Here is a 21,731-nt window from a genome sequence, read left to right as displayed (position 1 = left end):
GCGCATGTTTGGCATTTATGCTGCGTTATCGCCTATTTATGGGGAGTACCACACTTCATAGGCTCTGCCTTGCCTAAAAACCAAACACACTGCTGCAAATTCAACCATCAAAGATCAACACGCCCTAAGGTAAAAGCAGCTAAAAAACGTGATTTTTCTACCTCTGGGTAACTAACTTGGCCAAACTCTGGACCATATAAAATAAATGTACAACAAAGTAGTAAACATGAGCCAAGCCATGTTCCATGTTTAACACCTAAAGATGCAAAACTTACAACGGGATAAAACATAAGCCAATAGAGCGCGGTTTTTTCTTTGCCGCCAGTATAAGTAAGTGCCACACACATAATAAAAACGATAAACATAATTATTAAGGCTACAACTTCAAGTTTTCCGGTTTTTACAAAATATAGCGTGCTACTAATAATTGTAATGTTAACCACTACTAACGAAACCGTTAAGATTGGCGAATACACATCGTAGTTTAAAGCCACCAACATAGTTAATACAACAATCGCAATTGCTATCATTGTAAATAGCGAAAACGCTTGGCGTTGCTTATCAGAGCTATATACATTATCTATGTTAATAAGGTTGCGCCAGCTTTGCGCGTTTCCATTTCTTTTAGGCATTAATTACACCTTAGACTATTTATGTATGGGGTATAAAATCGTGACTTTTTGAGTTTATAAATCTGCTCAAAATAAATAACTTGAAGAGGTTCTACTGAAAAGATAACTATAACTAGCTTATTGATTAACCACAGCGCTACAGATTGAAAAGTTGACACAAGTATGTGTTCTAACCCAGCTAGTAATATAATAACAAAGCGAACTACAATAATTACCATAGTGGTAAATTTTAAAGAATTAACCATATACGCCCTTTTTATTATTTTTTATTGTCAGCCTTATAGTTTTAGCAAAAAACAGCTAATTGTCTTAATGGCTAAGACTTAAAATTGAAAGTTTAATAAAAAACAACAATAAAGTAGTAAATATAAAACGGTAAAAAAGATAAAAATCACTTTTATCAATAATAAATATATTTAGGGCAACAATTTTCAACGCTTTTTAGAGTTAATGCTTATCTAATTGCCAGCTCTACTTGCGTTCTAATGAAGTAATAAGTTTAAAGAAGAATTATGAGGGTAACAGGTCAAGATTGGAACGTTCCGTTGTCTTTATAAAATATAAGCGACTGAATACGTATTCAGTCACTTATTATTACAGTGTTATTTCCACTTTTTTGCTAAGCGAACAACGTTTAAGCCGTACCATGCTATAAATACATAACATATCATTGGTACAAAAAAGCTTTGCTGTATGTTTACCATATCGGCTATAAAACCTTGTAGTAATGGAACTAATGCCCCACCAACAATAGCTAAACATAACCAACCAGAGCCTTTGCTTGTCAGTGATCCTAGCTTTTCAATGGCTACAGAAAATATTGTTGGAAACATAATAGAATTGAATAAACCTATCGCAAGTACTGAATAAAGCGCTACATCACCTTGTGTAAATATAGTAATAAGCAGTAATGCAATAACACTAAATGCGTTGAAGGCAATGGCTTTCGATGGGGCTATTTTTTGTAAAAGTGCCGAGCCAATAAAACGCCCTACCATCGCACCACCCCAGTAGTAACTAATAAGTGCAGCAGCTGCATGCTCTTCAAGACCCGCTATATGAGCTTCACCGAAGTAATTAACTAAAAAGCTACCTATAGCAACCTCACCACCTACATAACAAAATATGGCAAGTACACCCATAGTTAAATGTGGTGCTTGGGTAAGCGAGCGAGATTCAATGGCTGCATTGTTCTCTTCTTTATGGGCCTCTATTTCAGGTAGTTTAATAAATGCAAAAATAATAGCGATTAACAATAAAGCTGCAGCTAGCATTAAATAAGGTACTTTTACAGACTCAGCACTAGCCGCAGAAGCTGCGAGTGTGCCAGCAGTTCCAAAAAATAAAATACCACCTACATAAGGCCCAACCGTTGTGCCTAAAGCATTGAGTGCTTGTGCTAAGTTTAAACGAGAAGAGGCTGTTTTTTCAGGGCCAAGTGCAGCTACATACGGATTAGCAGAAACTTGTAGTACTGTTACGCCTGCAGCAAGCACAAATAAAGCACCTAAAAATAACCAGTACTCATGCACTACAACAGCTGGGTAGAACAACATACAACCAATAGAGGCAACAATTAAACCCGTTAAAATGCCCTTTTTATAGCCTAGCTGCTTAACTAAAATACCCGCAGGTATAGAAACAATAAAATAGGCCCCAAAAAAGCAAAACTGTACTAGCATTGCTTCAAAATACGTTAGATCAAATACACCTTTTAAGCGCGGGATCAGCACATCATTTAAAACAGTTATAAAGCCCCATAAAAAAAACAGGGTCGTCATTGCAGTCAGTGGAAACAGATAATTTTTATTAGACTGTTCGTTGACCGCGAATGATTGATTTGTATTTATTTCACTCACGTTGTTTTCACTCCATTAACAATTTAAAGCAAGTTTACCTGTTTAAACGTAAATTGGGTGAAGTGACTATAGGAACGTTCTAATTATTTGCAGGTTTTGGTTAGGTTTTTAATAATTCGTGCCGTTTCTCCGCTATTATGAAACTGATAAAGCCCCTTATTTATATCTTCTAACACTGTAAGCCATGACGGTGTGAGCTTACTAATAGCAAAATAAAAAGGGTTGTATTGTAACGGCGTAGTTTCTTGCTCAATAGAATTTAATAAAAACTGCTTTTTATCATCACTCAATGTTGAATAACTTATCGCAAATTTTAGTACCCGAGGATCGCCAATGATTAAATCAACACGTTTTGCCACAAGTAGCTGTACTAGTTGTAAGTCATCTACAGTTTTTATTGTTTCAAACTCGCCATTATCCATCATCGCATCAAATTCTGGCGTGTTTTGATACCCTCTTACGACACCAATTGTATGCCCTTTAAGTGATTTTAAATTGCCTGTAAAACGATCTTTATCCCCTTTTCGCTTTATAAAAGCGATTTCTCCGCCTAAAAATGAATTTGATAATCCCAGTAATTCACGACGAGTTTTATCTGTTATGTAGTCAGAAGGCGCAGTATCTTCAATAAAATACTCGGGTAATAGTATATCTGCTTTGCCTAGTTCAACGTTTCTAACTGCGCGTGCCCACGGTAAAAATTCAATGTAAACGCTGTAACCTTTGCTATGTAATAACGCGACCGAAAATTGATATACCCACCCTTTTTTACATAAATCGTTACCAATATAGGGAGGCCAGTCTAAAGTGGCTAGATGAAGAGTTTGCTTTGCATTTTTAGCCTCAAACAATATGCCTGATTTATGGTTGTACCCGTTTACTACTTGGTGACTACCCTTTAAATGATATTCAACTATTGAATCTGAATAACTAAGTTTGCTCGCTAATAATAGAACTAATAAAAATAACCAACGCATTGTAATATCTTAAAATGTTTTAATTTATTCAAGCTTAGCTAACAATGAATTTTTTGCATGATTTAAGTAGGTAAGGAATTAACAAAGAGGGAATGTAAATAGAATAAAGGTAATGCTGTTGCGCATTATAAGCTATGCGCAACCAAGGCTATAAAATAAGCGTAAAAGCAAGATTAACTAATTAGCTTTTTGCCACTTCATTTTATTGTTTGTATCACGAGAGCTAATAATAGTGTCGTCACTACTCTCTACGCCGCCAAGTTTTGACAAACGGTCGTATAAAACAACATTACAGGTTGCAGCCAGGTTCATGCAACCGATTGTTGGAATATAAACCACTTCATCACACCACTTTAAAACGTCTTTAGATACAGAGCCATCCTCTGGGCCAAATACATAAAATGCGTTTTCTGGGTGTTTAAAATCAGGTAAAGGTGTCGCGCCTTCTATCAGTTCGATAACAACAACAGTGGCACCTTCAGGCTTTACCATTTCTAGATTATCGGTTTCTGTAAGGGGAATTCGTTCAACTACATTTTTTGTATCAGTATGAAATTTTTTAGCATTTAAGTAACGGTTACCCGTAAAAAAAACGTGTTTAGCATCGTAACAACCAGCGGCACGTAAAACGCCACCAACGTTTGTTGGGCTTTTAGGATTAATTAAACCAATGCTTGCTTTTAGCTTACTCATTAATCAGCATCCTTAGTTGGCCACTCGGCAATGTATAAATCAAAATCATCAAGCTTAACATCACAATCTTTAACCGTTTTATCTTGAACAGAAATTCCTAACTCATGCATTTTAGTTTTATCGCCGTTATTTAATAACGGGTGCCATGAGGCTAAACCACGCTCTTCATGTAGGCGGCGGTAACTGCAGCTTTGCGGCATAAAGAAAATATCTTTAAGGTTTTCTTTGGTTAGTTTTACGCAAGAAGGGACAAGTGTTTGGCGGTTTTCGTATTCGCTACAGCCGCACGTATTGTTATCAAGGTACTGACACACAATATTTGTAAATATTAACTGCTCACCTTCACGTAACTGATCGGTAGCTGTAAATTCGTCTTCGTCTTCGCTATCAATAAAGGTGTTTAAACAACACTTTCCGCATCCATCACAAATGGCTTCCCATTCGTTTTGGTTCATATCGCTTAGATTTTTTTTAAGCCAAAACCGTGTATTTGCTAATTCTTGATCAAACATAATTTACTCGCGTCCCTAAAGAGCGCGCATTCTAACGTATTGCAGCTATACGCGCAAAGCCCCTGCCTTTATTAATACGGGCTTTCGGGTCTTTTATTATTGCTGTGTGGCAACCCAACGTTTAATTTTTTCTTCTAAAATTGGCATTGGTAATGCGCCATCTATAAGTATTTGAGTGTGGAACGCTTTAATATCAAACTTATCGCCTAACTCTTTTTTAGTGTAGTCACGTAACTGCTGGATTTTAAACTGCCCCAACTTGTATGATAAAGCTTGACCAGGCCATGCAATATAACGCTCAACCTCGGCTATTACATCGCTCTTAGCCATAGATGAGTTAGCAAGCATGTAATCAATACCCTGCTGACGTGTCCAGCCCTTTGCATGAAAACCGGTATCAAGCACTAAGCGCATAGCTCTAAGTTGTTCATCTGCTAAGCGCCCATACCACATGTAAGGGTCGGTAAATAAGCCAAGCTCTTTACCCAAACTTTCGGCGTACAGCGCCCAGCCTTCAGCAAATACGGTATAACCACCAAACTTTCTAAAATCGGGTAAGCCCTCTATTTCTTGTTGTAATGCAATTTGAAAGTGATGCCCAGGTGCAGCTTCATGAATAGAGAGTGTTTCAAGTAAAAATTTAGGCTGCGCTTTTAGGTTAAATGTATTGATGTAAAAAATACCCGGGCGAGAACCATCTGGTGCCGGAGACGCATACGACGCCCCAGCCGCCGACTGAGCTCTGTATGCTTCAACTGCTTTTACGACGTATGGCGCTTTTGGAGCAATATCAAAAAGTAATGGCAAGCGAGCATCTATTTTTTGCTTAACGTTTTCATAAGCCGCAATTAGCTCCTGTGGCGTATTGTAATAAAACTCGTCTGAGTCACGTAAGTGATCAAAAAACGCTGCAAGATCGCCTTTAAAACCAACAGTATCTTTTACTTTTTTCATTTCACTTAGAATACGCGACACTTCACTTAATCCAATGTCGTGAATTTCATTTGCAGAAAGACTAAGCGTGGTATTTTTTTTGATTTGATATTCGTACCACGCTTTACCGTTTGGTAAGTCACTGTAACCAACTGTCTCTCGGCTATTAGGAATGTATTTGTTAGCTAAAAAGTCACTCATACTTTTATAAGCAGGCACTAACTGTTCCATAATAAGTGTGCGGTACTTTGCAGCTATTTGTTGTTTTTGCTCAGCGCTAAACGACGCAGGTAGGTTTTTTATAGGACCCCAAAATAAAGAGTCTTCAGCACTTTGAACAACATGAGCTGCAAATTGTGGCTGCAGTTTTTTTGCTAAAGGCTTAGGTAAGGTAATACCTTCATTTATCCCCTGCTCCATTGAGCTTTGTACACTGGCTAACCACTGCACAAACCCTTCGCTGCGTTTTATAAAGTTATTATAATCTTTAACTGTATTAAAAGGCTGAGCACTTTGACCCGAGCCAAACCCTGCAAATGTATTATGTGAACCTGCCATTTGGTTTATTGGCAGCATATAACTTGGAAACTGCATACCTTCTAAATTAAGGGCAAGGTCGCGATTTAATATTTCGTAACTTAAAAGGGCTTGGCCTGCTAGTTGTGCTTTATCAATATAACGCAACCGTTGTTGGTATTTTTTATAAAAAGCGGCTTTCTTTTCTCTGTTTTGTTTTGAAATAATTGGCGTAAATGTGTCGTTAAATTCGCTGCGGCCACTGTACGTTGCATTAATTGGTTTAAACGTTAGTGACTCATCATAATACTGCGCAACGAGTACATCTAACTGTTGCTCGCTAGAGAGCTCTGAAACAATAGTTGCTTGCGTGTTTGGTGTGTTTAACTGCGAAGTACTGTTAGCGATATCACTAAGTTCAGTATTTATACAGCCACTTAAGGCAAACATAACGCCGCTGGCAACTAAAGCTAATTTAATTGATTTCATGGTAATCCTTTTTAGTATCGTTGTTTAATTATGAGCACTTAGCACTATTAAATAAAGCAATTACGATAGATTGCATTTAAGCAATTGTATTTACACTTTTGTATTAGGTTGTTACATTTCAATTAATTAAACCGCCACTACAGAAGAACAATAATGAAAAAACAATTACTAAGTGCCTCTATTGCTTTGTTAACTTTTACAAGTTTTGGTGCTCATGCCACAACTTACTTATCAGCAAAAGCCATGGTTGACGTGCAAACCGGTAAACTCATTCAATCACCTTTAATTACTATAGATAACGGTATTATTACGAGCGTTGAGCAAAACAAAAAGCCTGTATTATCAAAAGGTGATAAGCACATTCAATTATTTGAGCTTACATTAATGCCTGGACTTATGGATATGCATGTTCACTTAACAAGCGATCCTACCGTGCCGCGTAGTGAGCGCTTAGGGCAATCAGTTCCGCGTATGGCGATAAAAGCGGCTCACTTTGCTAAAAAAACGTTAGAAGCAGGTTTTACCACAGTTAGAAATGTAGGCGCCGAAGGCTACAGTGTTATAGCGGTTAGAGACGGTATTAATGCCGGTGATATTGTAGGCCCACGCATTTGGGCAGCAGGCCCTTCGCTTGGTATTACTGGCGGGCATTGTGATAACAACCGTTTGCCTCCTGAGCTAAAGTACACTTCAACAGGTGTTGCTGATGGCCCGTGGGCTGCTCGCGTAAAAGTACGCGAGAACATAAAATATGGTGCGAATGCTATTAAATTTTGTGCCACTGGCGGTGTATTTTCTAAAGGCACTAAAGTAGGTGCGCAGCAATATTCTTATGAAGAAATGAAAGCAATTGTTGATGAAGCACATATGCGCGATTTACCCGTAGCTGCTCACGCTCATGGAACAAGCGGTATTAAAACAGCAATAAAAGCAGGTGTGGACAGCATTGAACATGCCAGCTTTTTAGATGATGAAGCGATAGCGCTGGCGAAAGAGCATGGAACATGGCTTTCAATGGATATTTATAATACTGAGTACACGCTGACATTTGGTGAGCAAAATGGCGTTGATGAAGAGAACCTCAATAAAGAGCGTCAAGTATCAAAAAAACAACGAGATAGTTTTAGTAGAGCGGTAAAGGCTGGGGTTAATATGGTATTTGGTACCGATGCGGCAATTTATCCTCATGGTGATAATGCAAAACAGTTTTCACGCATGGTCGAGTTTGGTATGACCGAATTACAAGCTATTCAAGCATCGACTATTAATAGCGCAAAACTATTAAAAATGGATGATCAATTAGGACAATTAAAGGCGGGATATGCTGGAGATATTATTGGCGTAAAAGGTAACCCTCTTAAAGATATTAAAACGTTGGAATTAGTACCATTTGTGATGAAAGCAGGTGTTGTTTACAAAAATTAATGACCTGATTGTATAAATAATAATTAAAAGCATGAAGAAAGTTTCTTCATGCTTTTTTATAAATGCAAACAAAATTAACCTCCCATTTACTTAAAAGAGCAAATTTCAACCTACCTTGTAATTATTTTAGCATTTTTAGAATTTATTATTCACTTAACGAATAATAACCATTACTATTCGCACATATCAATAAATGCGAATAATTATCAACATGAAACACTTTAACTACTCACTATTAACTTTAGCGTGCTTAAACGCACATATAGCTGTTGCAGCAACAACAGTTGAAAAAGACATAGAGCGCATTAGCGTTTACGAAAAACAAAACCGTGTAGTAATGAGCTCGGGTTTAGCCACTAAATCAGATATGTCATTAATGGAAACCCCTGCACCGGTTGTTATTATTGACCGTGAACTTATCGAGTCGCAAGGCGTAGATAGCCTGCAAGATTTAGTAAGAAATGTAAGTGGTTTAACTCAAGCCGGCAATAACTATGGCATAGGTGATAATTTAGTTATCCGTGGTCTAGATGCTAACTATACGTACGATGGAATGTACGGTGGCGCAGGCTTGGGCAATACGTTTAACCCTACTCGTTCACTTACTAATGTTGAATCGGTAGAAGTATTAAAAGGCCCAGCAACCGGGTTATATGGTATTGGTAGTGCTGGTGGTGTAATTAACTTAATTGAAAAAAAGCCAGAGTTTGAAGCAAAACATAAAGTAGCTGTTGAACTTGGTCAATGGGATAGTTACTCACTTGCATTTGATAGCACAAATGCAATTACAGATGACTTAGCGTATCGAGTAATGGCAAAAACAGCATCAAGCGATGGCTTTAGAGATTTAAAAGAAGACCGTGACGAAATATACACTTCACTTAAATATGTATTAAACGATCGTCAAAATATTATGCTTTCAGCTGCATACATTAAAGATTCAATAGCTGTTGATTCGATTGGACACCCTATACGTATTTACGATGCTGACACTGCAAATGGTTTAACCGCAGGTGAAGTAACAGGCGCTGATTTAGTGAACGACCCGACGGGTAGTGGCGTACAGTTATCTGATGCACAACGAGAGCAACTAGCAAATTCACTGTCATCATCTGATGGTTTAACACCTTATAGCTTTGGCACAAACGGTATTATTTCGCCAATGGCTGATGACAACGAAGGCGAAGAATTGCGTTTTAAATTAACGCATAACTATTACATAACAGACGATTTATTTTTAAATCAGCAGCTTCAGTACCGTAACTACACTTCAAGTTTTGCACGCCAAACGGGCGCTTACAATTATGTGTACTCGACACGCGATGGCATCATTAATAATGATCCACGTGCACCTTTACTCGAAGATGGAGTGCTTTACCCGTTTGCCGCTCGACGACAAGAATATCGTCAAGTAGAAGCTGATGAAAAATCATGGCAGTACTTTTTAGATTTACGTTATGACTTTATGTTAGGCGATATTGATAATGAGCTTTTAGTAAATGCGAACTACGAAGACAGAGACATACGTTTTAAGCAGTACTCTATTTATGATGCCGACAAAGTAATTTACGACAGTGAAGGTGAAGTACTTTATCAAGGTACACTGCCTTACATTTACGATATCCGTGAACCTAATTGGCCAACAGGTAGCTTTGATGACTACGATCCGCTTAAAACCAGCGACTACAATAAAAAAGTACAAGCATGGGGCTTAGGTATACAACACGTAGGCTATATTACAGAGCAAGTTACCACACGCATAGGTGTTGCATACAACCGTATTGAGCAAACATACGAGCACTTTGGTGTTGATGAGCGTTACAGCTCAAGCCGAGCAGAGCCAACTCCTGAAGCTAACACTTCAGATAGCGGTTTAACCTATAACTTAGGTGCTACTTATCAGCCAACGGAGGATTTATCTGTATTTATAAATCATTCTAAAGGGCGGACAGCTTATAGTGTTTTAGGCTCTGTATCAGGTAATGAAGCGGACAGAGAAGACTCAGAATCTATTAGTAACGATTTAGGCTTTAGAGTTAAAGCGTTTGATGACCAACTATTAGCTTCATTTGTAATATTTGAAACCTCAAGAACAAACCTAGAATACGATAACCCATTATACGAAGCGGGTGTATCTGATTCGAGCGTTGTTGAAAGTTACTTTGACGGTAAAGAGCAAACAAAAGGTGTAGAATTAGATTTAAATGCATATTTAAACGATAAGTGGAAAGTAAATATAAACGGCGTTTACCAGGATGCACGAGACAAAAGTAATCCTAATAGTAGTAGTTATGATACCCGCCAAAAAGGTGTACCATACGTAACTGCAAGCACATGGGTAACCTATTACGCAGAGATGTTTAACTTACCAGAAGCTATCAATATTAGTGGTGGTATTACCTATGTAGATGAGCGCAGCACTAATTCAAGCTCATTTAGTATTCCTGATGGTTACGTTCCAGGGTATACCGTTTACGATACTGCAGTATCGTACACTACAGATAAGTGGCACATGCAGCTTAATTTAAACAACTTGTTTAATAAAAAGTATTATTCAAAAGCCATGTTTTTAGGCGGTATGCCGGGCGAAGAGCGTAATGCAAAACTAAGTTTTAGTTACACACTGTAATTAGTTTAGTATTTAATAAGCACGGTTTTCTAATTTAAAAACCGTGCTTTTTTGTGTTTTATAAAAGCTTAATTTAGATTAAATAGTAACCACTATTCGGCCGTTAATTTCGCCTTTGAGCATATCATCAAAAATTTCGTTAATATCCTCTAAGCGTTTTTCTTCAATAATGGCTTTTACTTTACCTTGAGCTGCAAACTCTAAACATTCTTGTAAATCTTTACGTGTACCAACAATAGAACCGACTACCGATACGCCATTAAGTACGGTATCAAAAATAGGTAGCGGCATATCCTCTGGAGGTAAACCGACTAATACACACTTACCACCACGGCGCACACTTTTATAAGCTTGTTCAAAACCTGGTTTAGATACAGCGGTACACACAACAGCGTGTGCACCACCTACTTGCTCAAATATTGCTTCACTTGGTACAACATGTTTAAAATCAAGTGTTATATCAGCTCCCAACTCTTTTGCTAGAGCCAATTTAGACTCTCCCGTATCAACAGCTATAACATTAAAGCCCATAGCTTTTGCGTATTGCACGGCTAAATGACCAAGCCCACCTACACCCACAATAGCGACCCAATTACCCGGTTTAGCGCCGGAAACTTTTAATGCTTTATAGGTAGTAACACCTGCACAAAATAATGGTGCAGCCTCAGCGAAACCCAAACCATCTGGAATTTTTATAACGTAATCGCCATGAGCTAAGCAATATTCTGCATAACCACCGTCAATTGAGTAGCCTGTATTATGTTGAGATAAACACAGAGTTTCTTTACCTTCTAAACAAAATTCACAATGTCCACAGGCACTATAAAGCCATGGTACACCTACCCTATCACCAACTGATAAATGCTTTATATTACTGCCGACTTCTTCAATAAGACCCACACCTTCGTGCCCGGGTACTAATGGCATTTTGGGTTTTACAGGCCAGTCGCCATGACATGCGTGTAAATCGGTGTGGCAAACACCACAAGCCGCTATTTTAACTAACACATCATTAATACCCACCTGTGGTTTAGGAAGGTCTGTTATTTGTAATTTACCTTTATACTGAGTATTTATTGCAGCTTTCATAGTCATTCCATCGTAATTGAAAAAATAAAAAAAGGATTTATTTATCTATTGTTGTGTGTACAACATATCCCAATATAGATGTATAAATATTAATCTAAATCATACTTTAGTCGTTAAAAACGATTTATAAAGTAGCTAAAATCTTGCTATCCAAAATCAGCATGCTAGCATTACTTTCTGAAATTACTGAAAGTTAAAAAGCTATGAGTTTATCCGAAAAAAATTTAGCCTTTGTTATGCATTGTGGTGAAATGGGCAGCCGCTGGGGGTTCAATAGAACAATCGGGCAAATGTGTGGTTTATTAATTATCACTAAAAGCCCAATGACTGCTAATGAAATAGCCGATGCGCTGAGCATTTCTCGTGGTAACGTAAGCATGGGTATTAAAGAGCTACAATCGTGGCAGTTAATTCGCGTTCAACATATTCCAGGCGACAGAAAAGAATACTATGCCCCTGCTGGTGATATTTGGGATATGGCAAATCGTGTTTTTGAAGAACGAAAAAAACGTGAGATTGACCCTACCTTAAGTTTGCTGCGTGATAACCTTTTAGATGAAGCTGTAAACGAGGATGAGCTTTATGCCCAAAAACAAATGGGTGAAATTCATAACCTACTTGAAGCGGTAACAAAATGGTCTTCAGAGCTTCAGCGCTTAACACCAGAGCAACTAAATAAGCTAATGAAACTAGGCTCTGGTATCGGTAAAGTTATCGATTTAAAAGACAAAATATTTAAAAAAGATAAAGAATAATACATATTAAAAAAGCCGCATATTGTTAAAAAATGCGGCTTTTAAATTGTTAAACGAACATTTTTAAATCTTAGGATAGCCAATTCTATCTGATAAGTAACCAACACTTGTGGCAAAGTAATACGAGCGATTCCAATGCATAAACACTTTATAGTTGTCGTACGCTAAGTACATACGCCCATTTATATCATCAGGCATTACCAGTGCAGCACGTACGTCTACATTAGGTAAATCAGAACCATCGGCTTTACGCACACCTAGGGCTTGCCAATCTGCAAGCGAGCGCTCTGAATCATTCCAATACTCAAGCCATTGTTTACGTGTTTTAGTACCACGTACTAATACATATTTACTATCAAAGTTTTCTGGTAACTGTACTTGGCGCCCCCAAGTAAGCGAATCGTTCCACCCTTCTTGCTTTAGGTAGTTAGCAATAGAGGCAAATGCATCTTCTTTGGTAGTCCAAATATCTTTACGCCCATCGTTATTGTAATCTACCGCATAGGCATTGAACGAGGTAGGCATAAACTGTGTTTGCCCCATAGCACCGGCCCAAGACCCTTTAAACTTATCAAGCGTAATATGGCCCGACTTTAATATATCTAGCGCAGCCCAAAGCTGGCGCTTATAAAGTGCTTCTCGGCGACCATCAAAAGCAAGTGTAACTAAAGATGAAATAACATTGTGGCCACCTTGAATAGCACCAAAGTTACTCTCCAAGCCCCAAAGTGCCACTATAAAGCGCGCCTGAACACCAAACTCTTTAGCTACTTGCTCTAACACATCTTTGTTTTCTGAGTAGAGCTTACGTGCACGGTCAATTTTCCATTGCGGTACACGTTTTGGTAAATACGTTTCAAGTGTTTCTTTTACTTCAGGCTGATTTTTATCAGCAGAAACAACCTTTTCTTTATAAGTTGCGGTTGCAAAAGCATCATCAATTAGTTTGCTATCATAACCTTTTGCTATTGCTTCATGTTTTAAATTCGCTAAGTAAGTTTGAAACTCGGCTTGCGTTTTAGCCATTACAGAGCCGCTTAAGCACACTCCACATAATAAAACGGTCAGTTTTTTAATCACTATCAGCTCCATTTTCTTTTCGTAATTGACTTAACAAGTTCTCTTCTGGTGGTGGGATTTGTAAATAAAAGCCTTTATCGGGATCAGATAAAGCTGCTTTAACTGTTTCTAAATCTGCGCCACCTAAATGTTCACGTTTTGCTAAGTTAATGATCATAACGTATTGAGGTTGACCAAACATGGTCATTAAAGGTTCAGGGACTTTACTAAAATCATCTCTTTTTTCAACAAATAAGAAGGTATCCGCTTTTTTCTTACTTTTATATACCGCAGTGAGCATTATGAGCCTATAAATTCTTGCTTAACAATGCCGCACACTATAACATGAGAGTAATAATAAGTTAGAAAAATTAGATTAGAAATTTCAATAAAGGCCTTATTCAGCCTGCGTTTATCTAAAATTAATTTCTGATCAGACAATTCAATTGAGCGTGTATGTCGGACCAAATTTTTGAGTTAAAAGGGAATCTTTTTACGTTATCAGTTTTGCATCTTTATAGTGCTGATATAACCCTTTTAGCAGAACAGTTGTATGTAAAAATAGCCCAAGCCCCTAAATTTTTTGAAGGGGCCCCTATTGTTGTTAATTTAATAGAAATTAAAAACAGCTCACTTGATTTTGTGCATTTAAAATCACTCATTGAGCGTATGAGTTTTAACGCGGTAGGTGTTTGCAATGGCTCAGATGAGCAACATGCGCAAGCTAAAGCCGCAGGCCTTTCTGTATTAAATTATTCACAAGACGTTAAGAGCGAACCTGTTAAACAAGAGGCAAATACCTCAATTGTAGAAAAAACGGTTTACTTACCTGCACAAATTATTAGTGGCACGGTGCGCTCTGGACAACAAGTTTATGCAAAAGATAGAGATTTAATTGTACTTGGCGCAGTAAGCCACGGTGCAGAAGTTATTGCCGACGGTAATGTGCATATTTATGGCACATTACGCGGACGCGCCATTGCAGGCGCAAAAGGTTTCAAAGAAGCACACATTTTCTGTCAAAAGCTTGAAGCCGAATTGGTTTCAATAGATGGCAACTACTGGATCAGTGATTCCCTACAAGGAGAACACTGGGGAAATGCAGTGCAAATACAACAAAAAGACGAATCATTAGAAATTTCAGCTTTGGTTAAAGGATAAATCTCATGGCAAAAGTAATTGTCGTTACCTCGGGTAAAGGCGGTGTTGGTAAAACAACATCAAGCGCTGCAATTGGCACCGGATTAGCATTAAAAGGCTATAAAACAGTCATTATCGATTTTGATATTGGTTTACGAAACCTAGATTTAATTATGGGTTGTGAACGCCGTGTAGTATACGACTTTGTAAACGTAATTAATGGTGAAGCAAACCTTAACCAAGCGCTTATAAAAGATAAGCGCGTAGAAAAACTGTTTTTACTTCCTGCGTCGCAAACTCGCGATAAAGACGCACTAACCCGTGAGGGTGTTGAGCGCGTACTTAACGAACTAAAAAAAGATTTTGATTACATCGTATGTGACTCGCCAGCAGGTATTGAAGCCGGCGCGATGATGGCTATGTATTTTGCTGATGAAGCAATTGTTACTACAAATCCAGAAGTCTCATCGGTACGAGATTCAGACAGAATTTTAGGTATTTTACACAGCAAGTCAAAACGTGCTGAAGAAGGCCTAGAAAACATTAAAGAGCACTTATTATTAACGCGTTACAACCCTGAGCGTGTTGAAAAAGGTGAAATGTTATCGGTAGAAGACGTACAAGATATACTATCGATCCCTCTATTGGGTGTTATTCCTGAGTCGCAAGCAGTATTAAGTGCATCTAACTCGGGTCAACCAGTGATACTTGATAGCGATTCTGATGCAGGCCAAGCCTACGCAGATGCAATTAATCGCTTATTAGGTGAAACAGTCGATTTTCGATTCTTAGATGTTGAGAAAAAAGGCTTATTTAAACGGATTTTTGGAGGTTAATGTGTCTTTACTTGACTACTTCCGCTCAGAAAAGAAAAACAGCGCGTCATTAGCAAAAGAGCGATTGCAGATCATTGTCGCGCACGAACGTTCTCAGCGTGGAACGCCGGATTACCTACCACAATTAAAACAAGATATTTTAGATGTGATCCGTAAATACGTGAACGTTAATACTGATGCAGTACAGGTACAGTTTGATCAAAACGAAGATGATTTAGCCGTACTTGAGCTAAACGTGACACTACCTGACGAAGAAAAAAAGTAAAATTAAAAACGGCACTTTAAGTGCCGTTTTTGTTTAATACCAGTCATTATAATTGAATGATTTTTTGATGTATGAAAATCGTATTGATAACTAAGTGAAACACTTAACTTAAATTCCTTAAGTTAGGTGGTTTGTTGTACTGTACTTTGTGCGTGCATACAGGCGTGAATGGGTAACTATTAATGTAACTACCGCCAGGTTTATCGCCTTAAAATGATTAAGTATTATTGCGAATTAGTAAAGCACCCACTCTTTTAGTGTGGGTGCTTTGTGTTCATGCAAACATAAGTTCTGGCTACTCAGATTTTGTTGAAATCATAAAGGCTTGATTTAAAGAATCTATTTATCCCACTCTTTTAATGTTTCTTTTACATAACTATAGCGCCATGAACTAAGTAAATCTGGCTTAATATGCTTTTGTTTTTGCAAATCAGTTAACTTCCAATTCCAACTAATCAATTGATTAATTTGCTTTTTAGAAGCCATAACGTCCTCAGGAATGTTGTGCTCTTTAGCCACTTTAGTTACTTTTTGTTTGATATCTTTAGCTACCTTTTTATAACTAGGAAAATCAATTAAACGCTTAAGTACAGGTGGATGAAGCTCTTCTGGGGTTGCTTTAGCCGTTTCAATACATTTTAATATTTCTACACCAGAGCGATTAACTTCCATCGATTCAACGCCCGGGATTTGCCTAAGTGAATTTAAGCTTGAAGGGCCGCGCTTGGCAATTTCAGTCATATTATGCTCTTTAAGCACAAAGTTAAGCGCTAAGTTTTTGCGTATTGCTTTGCTACGTCGCCATACAGCTAGCTCTTTAAGAACAGCGAGCTCATGCGGCTTTAACTGCCATGCATTCTTTATGTCTTTATATAAAAGCTCATCGGGTGTTTGAAACGCGCGTTTATTTGCAATTAATTCGCTTTCATTTATTACAATATCAAATAACTCGGCCTTATTAATACGCTCAATAATAAGCTCATAACATGGTAGTAAGTGAAAGGTATCTGCAGCTGCATAGTCTAATTGTTTTTTCGTTAAAGGACGCTGTAGCCAATTAGTGCGCGACTCACTTTTATCTATTTCTATTCCTAATAGCTCTTTTACCATCAAGGCAAAACCCATACAATTGCCCTCGCCAAGCAATTGCAGTGCAAATTGTGTATCAAATAATGGAGCGGGTACAAAGCCTGCGTATTTTTGAAAAACTTCAATATCTTCTGATGGAGAATGCAGAACCTTTAAAACTGCGGGATCTTTCAAAATCTCCCAAAAATTAAATAATGAAAGTTCAGCCAGTGGGTCTATTAATGCTAAATGCTCACCATCAAAAACTTGGATCAGTGCAACCTCTGGATACAAAGTGCGACGGCGCATAAATTCGGTATCAATTGCTAAGATAGGTTTGTTTTTAATTTGCTCAACAAAAGTATTAAGCTGATTTTGTGTTTCGATCAATTGGTATTGCACTTAATCTCCTACAATAAAAAAGCCGGCTAGTGCCGGCTTTTTTATAGGTTGCTAATCTTTCAAGGCTCTTCTGAGTATTTTACCTACGTTAGTTTTAGGTAACTCATCTCTAAACTCTACCAGTTTAGGGACCTTGTAATTAGTTAAATTATCACGACAGTGATTTATTATATCTTTTTCAGTTAAAGAAGGGTCTTTTTTCACAACAAAAACTTTAACTTGTTCACCACTTACATCGTGAGGTATACCAATAGCTGCTACTTCAAGCACACCATCATGCATCGCAACAACTTCTTCAATTTCATTTGGGAATACATTAAAGCCAGAAACAATAATCATGTCTTTTTTACGGTCTACTATGTAAAAGAAGCCTTCATCATCGTATGTTGCTATGTCGCCTGTTGCAAACCAGCCATCTTTAAGGCATTCAGCAGTTGCATCTGGTCGGTTATAGTAACCAAGCATTACTTGTGGGCCTTTAACCCATAATTCACCTGGTTCACCTTTGGCTGCTTCTTCACCATTATCAAGCATAAGCTTAATTTCTGTGTTTGGCGCTGGTAAACCAATAGATCCATTGTATGCTTCTAAATCGTATGGGCTTACTGTAACAAGTGGCGCACACTCAGTTAAACCGTAACCTTCCATTAATTTTGAGCTTGTCACTTTTTGCCATCTTTCAGCTACAGGTCGCTGCACGGCCATACCACCACCAAGCGACATTTTTAAATGACTAAAATCAAGCTCAGCAAAACCAGGGGTATTTAATAAGCCATTAAATAATGTGTTTACGCCTGTAATAGCGGTAAATTTGTTTTGGCTAAGCTCTTTTACAAATGCTGGCATATCGCGTGGATTTGTAATTAATACGTTTAAACCACCGTATTTCATAAACGTTAAGCAGTTCGCCGTTAAAGCAAAGATATGATAAAGCGGTAAAGCAGTAACAACTACTTCTGTGCCTCTATTTAACACTTTATCTAAACATCCCGATACTTGCTCAAGATTTCCAACCATATTACCGTGGCTAAGCATTGCACCTTTAGACACACCGGTAGTACCACCTGTGTATTGTAAGAAAGCCAAGTCAGATAATTGCATTTCTGGGCGAGTGTACTTTGCAGCATCAGCACTTAGTACATCTGAGAACTTAATTACATTAGGCAGGCTGTAGCTTGGTACCATTTTTTTAACGTACTTAACGACAAAATTAACGATATGCTTTTTAACGCCACCAACTAGGTCACCTACTTGCGTAACAACAATGTGCTTAACATCGGTTTTAGCCAATGCTTTTTCAAGCGTGTCGGCAAAGTTAGCAAGAATGAAAATAGCGGTAGTATCAGAATCTTTTAGCTGGTGCTCAAGCTCACGTACTGTGTATAAAGGGTTAACATTAACCACAACACATCCTGCGCGTAGCACACCTAAAATAGTAATAGGAGTCTGTAACAAGTTAGGCATCATTACAGCGACTTTATCACCTTTTTTAAGACCTAAATCATTCTGGATATATGACGCAACTTTTTTTGTAGCCGAGTCAATTTCATCATAAGTTAAAGTTTTACCCATGTTAGTAAATGCAGGTAAATCTTTGTAATCAGAAAAACTTTTTTCGAACACTTCGAGTAACGAGTTATAATGCTCAGGATCGATTGTTTCAGGCATACCCTCTGGGTAGCGCTTAAGCCAGATTTTTTCCACTCTTAGCCCCTGTTTATAATTATATTTTTATTAACCTTAATCTAAGTAAGGCGCTTTAACAATTGAGCAAATACTCTAATGCAGGAATAATCCCACATTTCACGTAAACTTACAATTAACATGCACCATTTTGCTGCATAAAGTCTTGAATATGCTCAAAACATAGCTCACTACTTTGCATATGGCAATGGTGCCCACCATCAACATTAATTATCTTCAAGTTGTTGTAATAACTAATATACTTTTCTAAATTTTGTTTTACAAACGAATACCCTTCGTTACCTAAAATTAATTGACTTGGTGCAGTTAATTCTTTTATTGCACCAATACATTGCGCTTCATCAAACCTAAAACCTGAATGATTTTTGAGCTTAGGATCCGTAGTTAAAACAAAATCTTTTGAAACTTGTTTAATATTGCGCTGCATTAACATCGCTACATGCTCATTATTCAAATCGGTTGTTTGAGCACGTGCATCATAAATTTGTTGTTGAGACTTATAAAAACGCGTTTTTTTATTTTTTAATCTGGCTCTATTTAAAACTGCGTTTTTTAATTGCTCACACACATCCTCACTTGGGGTCGTTACGCAGCCTATGCCCTCTATAAAAGTAACGCTTTTAACATAGTCACTAAAGCAACTTGCATATAGCCCCGCAACCATAGCGCCCATAGAATGCCCAACTAGATGCACTTTCTTAAAACCAAGTGTGGTTATAAAGTCATGTAAATCATCAATGTAATCTACAAAATAGTAATGTGCGTCATCACTTCGCCAGCTCGATAAACCATGACCTGCAAAATCAATGCAATACCAAGTATGTAAAGGCTCTACATTATTTAACATTGGCATAAAACTATGACAATTATCTAACCAACCATGCAGTGCTATGACGATTTCTTTCCCAGAGCCGACCTTTAAGCCATGAATATTTAAATTGCTTATTTTAATATCAAATGGCTGCACGTTGACTCCTTACTTTTAATAGCGCGTCGTTATTTATAACATACAAGTTGTCTGACCACTAACATCACAAATGGTGCGTAATTAAACCACTTTAAATACTTGTGATTTATAAAAAACACAGAATGATTTAAAACTATTATATTTCATGTACTTAGATAGGCAACTTCAATTTTTTATATTTATCCATAGCATTTTTAGTACAATTTTAAGCCAAAACCATGTCTATTAAGTTTTATGTATAAAATTTATAATAAGTATAAATAAAATAAATACCCCTTAACTTTAGTCTTTTTTCAATAATCTGAAAGCTCATTTAATGCAAAAACCTTAGATATTCATTTATTTATCATGCTATCTGTATACAATATCAACGGCTATTAAATAAGGTACACTCATAAGGTACAACAATGAAAAAACAATTAAGCTTATTGGCACTTTTATGCACTACTTCTGGCGTTTATGCAGAATCAGCGCCTAAAAATGTTATTTATATGATTGGTGACGGTATGGGTCCAGCATACACGACTGCTTATCGCTATTTTAAAGACGACCCAACCACCAAAGACGTTGAAAAAACAGTATTTGATTCAATTTTAACAGGCATGGCTACCACATACCCTGACGATCATACTTATGTAACTGACAGTGCAGCAGGCGCAACAGCACTTAGCAGCGGTCATAAAAGTTACAATGGTGCTGTTGGTGTAGACACAGAAAAAAAACCTGTGAAAACCATGCTAGAAATCGCGCGTGAACGCGGTATGACAACGGCGCTTGTTGCTACATCACAAATAAACCATGCTACTCCAGCTAGCTTTACAGCTCATAATGAGTCTCGTTATAACTACGACGAAATAGCAAATGATTACATCGATAATAAAATTGCAGGTAAATTACCCGTCGACTTAATGTTAGGCGGCGGTACAAAGTATTTTATTCGCGAAGACCGTAATTTAGTAGACGAGTTTAAAGCTGCTGGTTATCAATATGGCGACGATATTAAAAACCTAAATCAAATTACGCAATTGCCTGCTATCGGTTTATATGCATCAAAGGGCTTGCCATTCGCGCTTGATGAAAACCCAACTCGTTTAACTCAACTTACTTCTAAAGCACTTGATTTACTTGATGGCCAAAACAAAGAAGGCTTTTTTGTAATGATCGAAGGCAGCCAAATTGATTGGTGTGGTCACGCTAACGATATTGCATGTGCAATGGCGGAAATGGATGACTTTGCTAAATCAATCGAAAAAGCAAAAGCCTATGTTGATAAAAACAAAGATACTATATTAGTAATTACAGCTGATCACTCTACCGGTGGTTTAACGCTTGGCGCACATGGTCAATTTAAGTGGGAAACAGATGTAATTAAAGGAGTTAAAGCAACAGCAGGTAAATTAACTCAGCAATTACTTGATAATGACGACCTCAAGTCAGTATGGGATGCTAACACTAATATTGAATTTACGACTGAAAATAAAATTAAGCTTGAACAAGCTAAAAAAATGGGCGACAAAGCGCTTAATTTAGCTGTTAAAAGTATCATTAGTGACACAAGCTTTACCGGATGGACTTCTGGCGGGCATACCGCAGTAGACGTTCAAGTATTTGCCTATGGTAAAGGGAGTGAGCAATTTATTGGTTCACAAAACAATACCGATATTGCAGATAAACTAATTGGCTTTATTGAAAAGTAGTATTTAATGTCCCGTCCTGAAATAGGTTGACGGTTTTAATGAAAGACTTGGTGCGAAAGCGCCAGGTCTTTTTTATGCACTTGT

Annotated in this window: 18 protein-coding genes and 1 pseudogene; 7 read left to right on the top strand and 12 right to left on the bottom strand. The window is 37.6% G+C overall.

The genetic code is table 11. The annotated features are described in order from the left end of the window. Positions 1-125: 125 nt before the first annotated feature. The 6 genes and pseudogenes from CWC11_RS19095 to CWC11_RS19070 form a co-directional block, all read right to left on the bottom strand. Positions 126-632: pseudogene (locus CWC11_RS19095) on the bottom strand (GGDEF domain-containing protein); the annotation flags it as partial. A 602-nt stretch (positions 633-1,234) separates the two neighbouring features. Next, the gene (gene fucP / locus CWC11_RS19090; protein ID WP_138683956.1) at positions 1,235-2,491 is read right to left on the bottom strand and encodes an L-fucose:H+ symporter permease; all 1,257 of its coding nucleotides are present in this window, start codon (positions 2,489-2,491) and stop codon (positions 1,235-1,237) included. A gap of 83 nt (positions 2,492-2,574) precedes the next feature. Then, complete coding sequence (locus CWC11_RS19085) at positions 2,575-3,468, bottom strand: substrate-binding periplasmic protein (protein WP_138683955.1); 894 nt, start codon at positions 3,466-3,468, stop codon at positions 2,575-2,577. A 177-nt stretch (positions 3,469-3,645) separates the two neighbouring features. Next, positions 3,646-4,161 carry an RNA methyltransferase gene (locus CWC11_RS19080; RefSeq protein ID WP_138683954.1) on the bottom strand — a complete coding sequence of 172 codons (516 nt, stop codon included), beginning with the start codon at positions 4,159-4,161 and terminating at the stop codon, positions 3,646-3,648. Then, positions 4,161-4,673, bottom strand: coding sequence for a YcgN family cysteine cluster protein (locus CWC11_RS19075; protein ID WP_138683953.1), 513 nt, complete (start codon positions 4,671-4,673; stop codon positions 4,161-4,163). Before CWC11_RS19075 ends, CWC11_RS19080 begins: the two co-directional genes overlap by 1 nt. Before the next feature lie 96 nt (positions 4,674-4,769). Continuing rightward, positions 4,770-6,611, bottom strand: a complete 1,842-nt coding sequence (locus CWC11_RS19070) for a DUF885 domain-containing protein (RefSeq protein WP_138683952.1) — start codon at positions 6,609-6,611, stop codon at positions 4,770-4,772. A 153-nt stretch (positions 6,612-6,764) separates the two neighbouring features. On the opposite strand from CWC11_RS19070, the gene CWC11_RS19065 reads away from it, so the two are divergent. Next, positions 6,765-8,036 carry a Xaa-Pro dipeptidase gene (locus CWC11_RS19065; RefSeq protein ID WP_138683951.1) on the top strand — a complete coding sequence of 424 codons (1,272 nt, stop codon included), beginning with the start codon at positions 6,765-6,767 and terminating at the stop codon, positions 8,034-8,036. A gap of 211 nt (positions 8,037-8,247) precedes the next feature. Further along, entirely contained in the window at positions 8,248-10,665 is a 2,418-nt protein-coding gene (locus CWC11_RS19060; RefSeq protein WP_138683950.1) for a TonB-dependent receptor, read from the top strand. A 78-nt stretch (positions 10,666-10,743) separates the two neighbouring features. Here CWC11_RS19060 and adhP read toward each other — a convergent pair whose 3' ends face one another. Next, the gene (adhP, locus tag CWC11_RS19055) at positions 10,744-11,754 is read right to left on the bottom strand and encodes an alcohol dehydrogenase AdhP (RefSeq protein WP_138683949.1); all 1,011 of its coding nucleotides are present in this window, start codon (positions 11,752-11,754) and stop codon (positions 10,744-10,746) included. Between the two features lie 203 nt (positions 11,755-11,957). On the opposite strand from adhP, the gene CWC11_RS19050 reads away from it, so the two are divergent. Beyond that, entirely contained in the window at positions 11,958-12,509 is a 552-nt protein-coding gene (locus CWC11_RS19050) for a GbsR/MarR family transcriptional regulator (RefSeq protein WP_058550312.1), read from the top strand. 63 nt (positions 12,510-12,572) lie between these two features. Here the strand turns inward: CWC11_RS19050 and CWC11_RS19045 are convergent, their stop codons facing one another. Further along, positions 12,573-13,589 (bottom strand): lytic murein transglycosylase, encoded by a 1,017-nt coding sequence (locus CWC11_RS19045; protein WP_138683948.1) that lies wholly within the window; start codon positions 13,587-13,589, stop codon positions 12,573-12,575. Continuing rightward, the gene (locus tag CWC11_RS19040; RefSeq protein WP_138683947.1) at positions 13,582-13,869 is read right to left on the bottom strand and encodes a YcgL domain-containing protein; all 288 of its coding nucleotides are present in this window, start codon (positions 13,867-13,869) and stop codon (positions 13,582-13,584) included. The genes CWC11_RS19045 and CWC11_RS19040 overlap by 8 nt, the downstream gene beginning before the upstream one ends. Before the next feature lie 155 nt (positions 13,870-14,024). Here CWC11_RS19040 and minC point away from each other — a divergent pair, with 155 nt between their 5' ends. The 3 genes from minC to minE are packed head-to-tail and all read left to right on the top strand — an operon-like array spanning position 14,025 to position 15,809. Next, a complete protein-coding gene (gene minC / locus CWC11_RS19035; protein ID WP_058550309.1) occupies positions 14,025-14,729 on the top strand; it encodes a septum site-determining protein MinC in 705 nt (234 codons plus the stop codon). 5 nt (positions 14,730-14,734) lie between these two features. Then, the gene (gene minD, locus CWC11_RS19030) at positions 14,735-15,544 is read left to right on the top strand and encodes a septum site-determining protein MinD (protein WP_058550308.1); all 810 of its coding nucleotides are present in this window, start codon (positions 14,735-14,737) and stop codon (positions 15,542-15,544) included. Position 15,545: 1 nt separating this feature from the next. Continuing rightward, positions 15,546-15,809: a cell division topological specificity factor MinE gene (minE, locus tag CWC11_RS19025; protein ID WP_004586362.1), complete on the top strand. Its 264-nt coding sequence runs from the start codon at positions 15,546-15,548 to the stop codon at positions 15,807-15,809. A gap of 339 nt (positions 15,810-16,148) precedes the next feature. Here the strand turns inward: minE and rnd are convergent, their stop codons facing one another. The 3 genes from rnd to CWC11_RS19010 form a co-directional block, all read right to left on the bottom strand. Continuing rightward, positions 16,149-17,279, bottom strand: coding sequence for a ribonuclease D (gene rnd, locus CWC11_RS19020; RefSeq protein ID WP_138683946.1), 1,131 nt, complete (start codon positions 17,277-17,279; stop codon positions 16,149-16,151). Positions 17,280-17,330: 51 nt separating this feature from the next. Then, complete coding sequence (gene fadD, locus CWC11_RS19015) at positions 17,331-18,983, bottom strand: long-chain-fatty-acid--CoA ligase FadD (protein WP_138683945.1); 1,653 nt, start codon at positions 18,981-18,983, stop codon at positions 17,331-17,333. A gap of 115 nt (positions 18,984-19,098) precedes the next feature. Further along, positions 19,099-19,950, bottom strand: coding sequence for an alpha/beta hydrolase (locus CWC11_RS19010; RefSeq protein ID WP_138683944.1), 852 nt, complete (start codon positions 19,948-19,950; stop codon positions 19,099-19,101). Positions 19,951-20,357: 407 nt separating this feature from the next. Here CWC11_RS19010 and CWC11_RS19005 point away from each other — a divergent pair, with 407 nt between their 5' ends. After that, positions 20,358-21,647: an alkaline phosphatase gene (locus tag CWC11_RS19005; protein ID WP_138683943.1), complete on the top strand. Its 1,290-nt coding sequence runs from the start codon at positions 20,358-20,360 to the stop codon at positions 21,645-21,647. The last annotated feature ends 84 nt before the right edge of the window (positions 21,648-21,731 follow it).

This window comes from Pseudoalteromonas sp. S3178, from assembly GCF_005886985.1.
Lineage (GTDB): Bacteria > Pseudomonadota > Gammaproteobacteria > Enterobacterales > Alteromonadaceae > Pseudoalteromonas > Pseudoalteromonas carrageenovora.
This window is presented reverse-complemented; position numbering and strand designations above follow the sequence as displayed.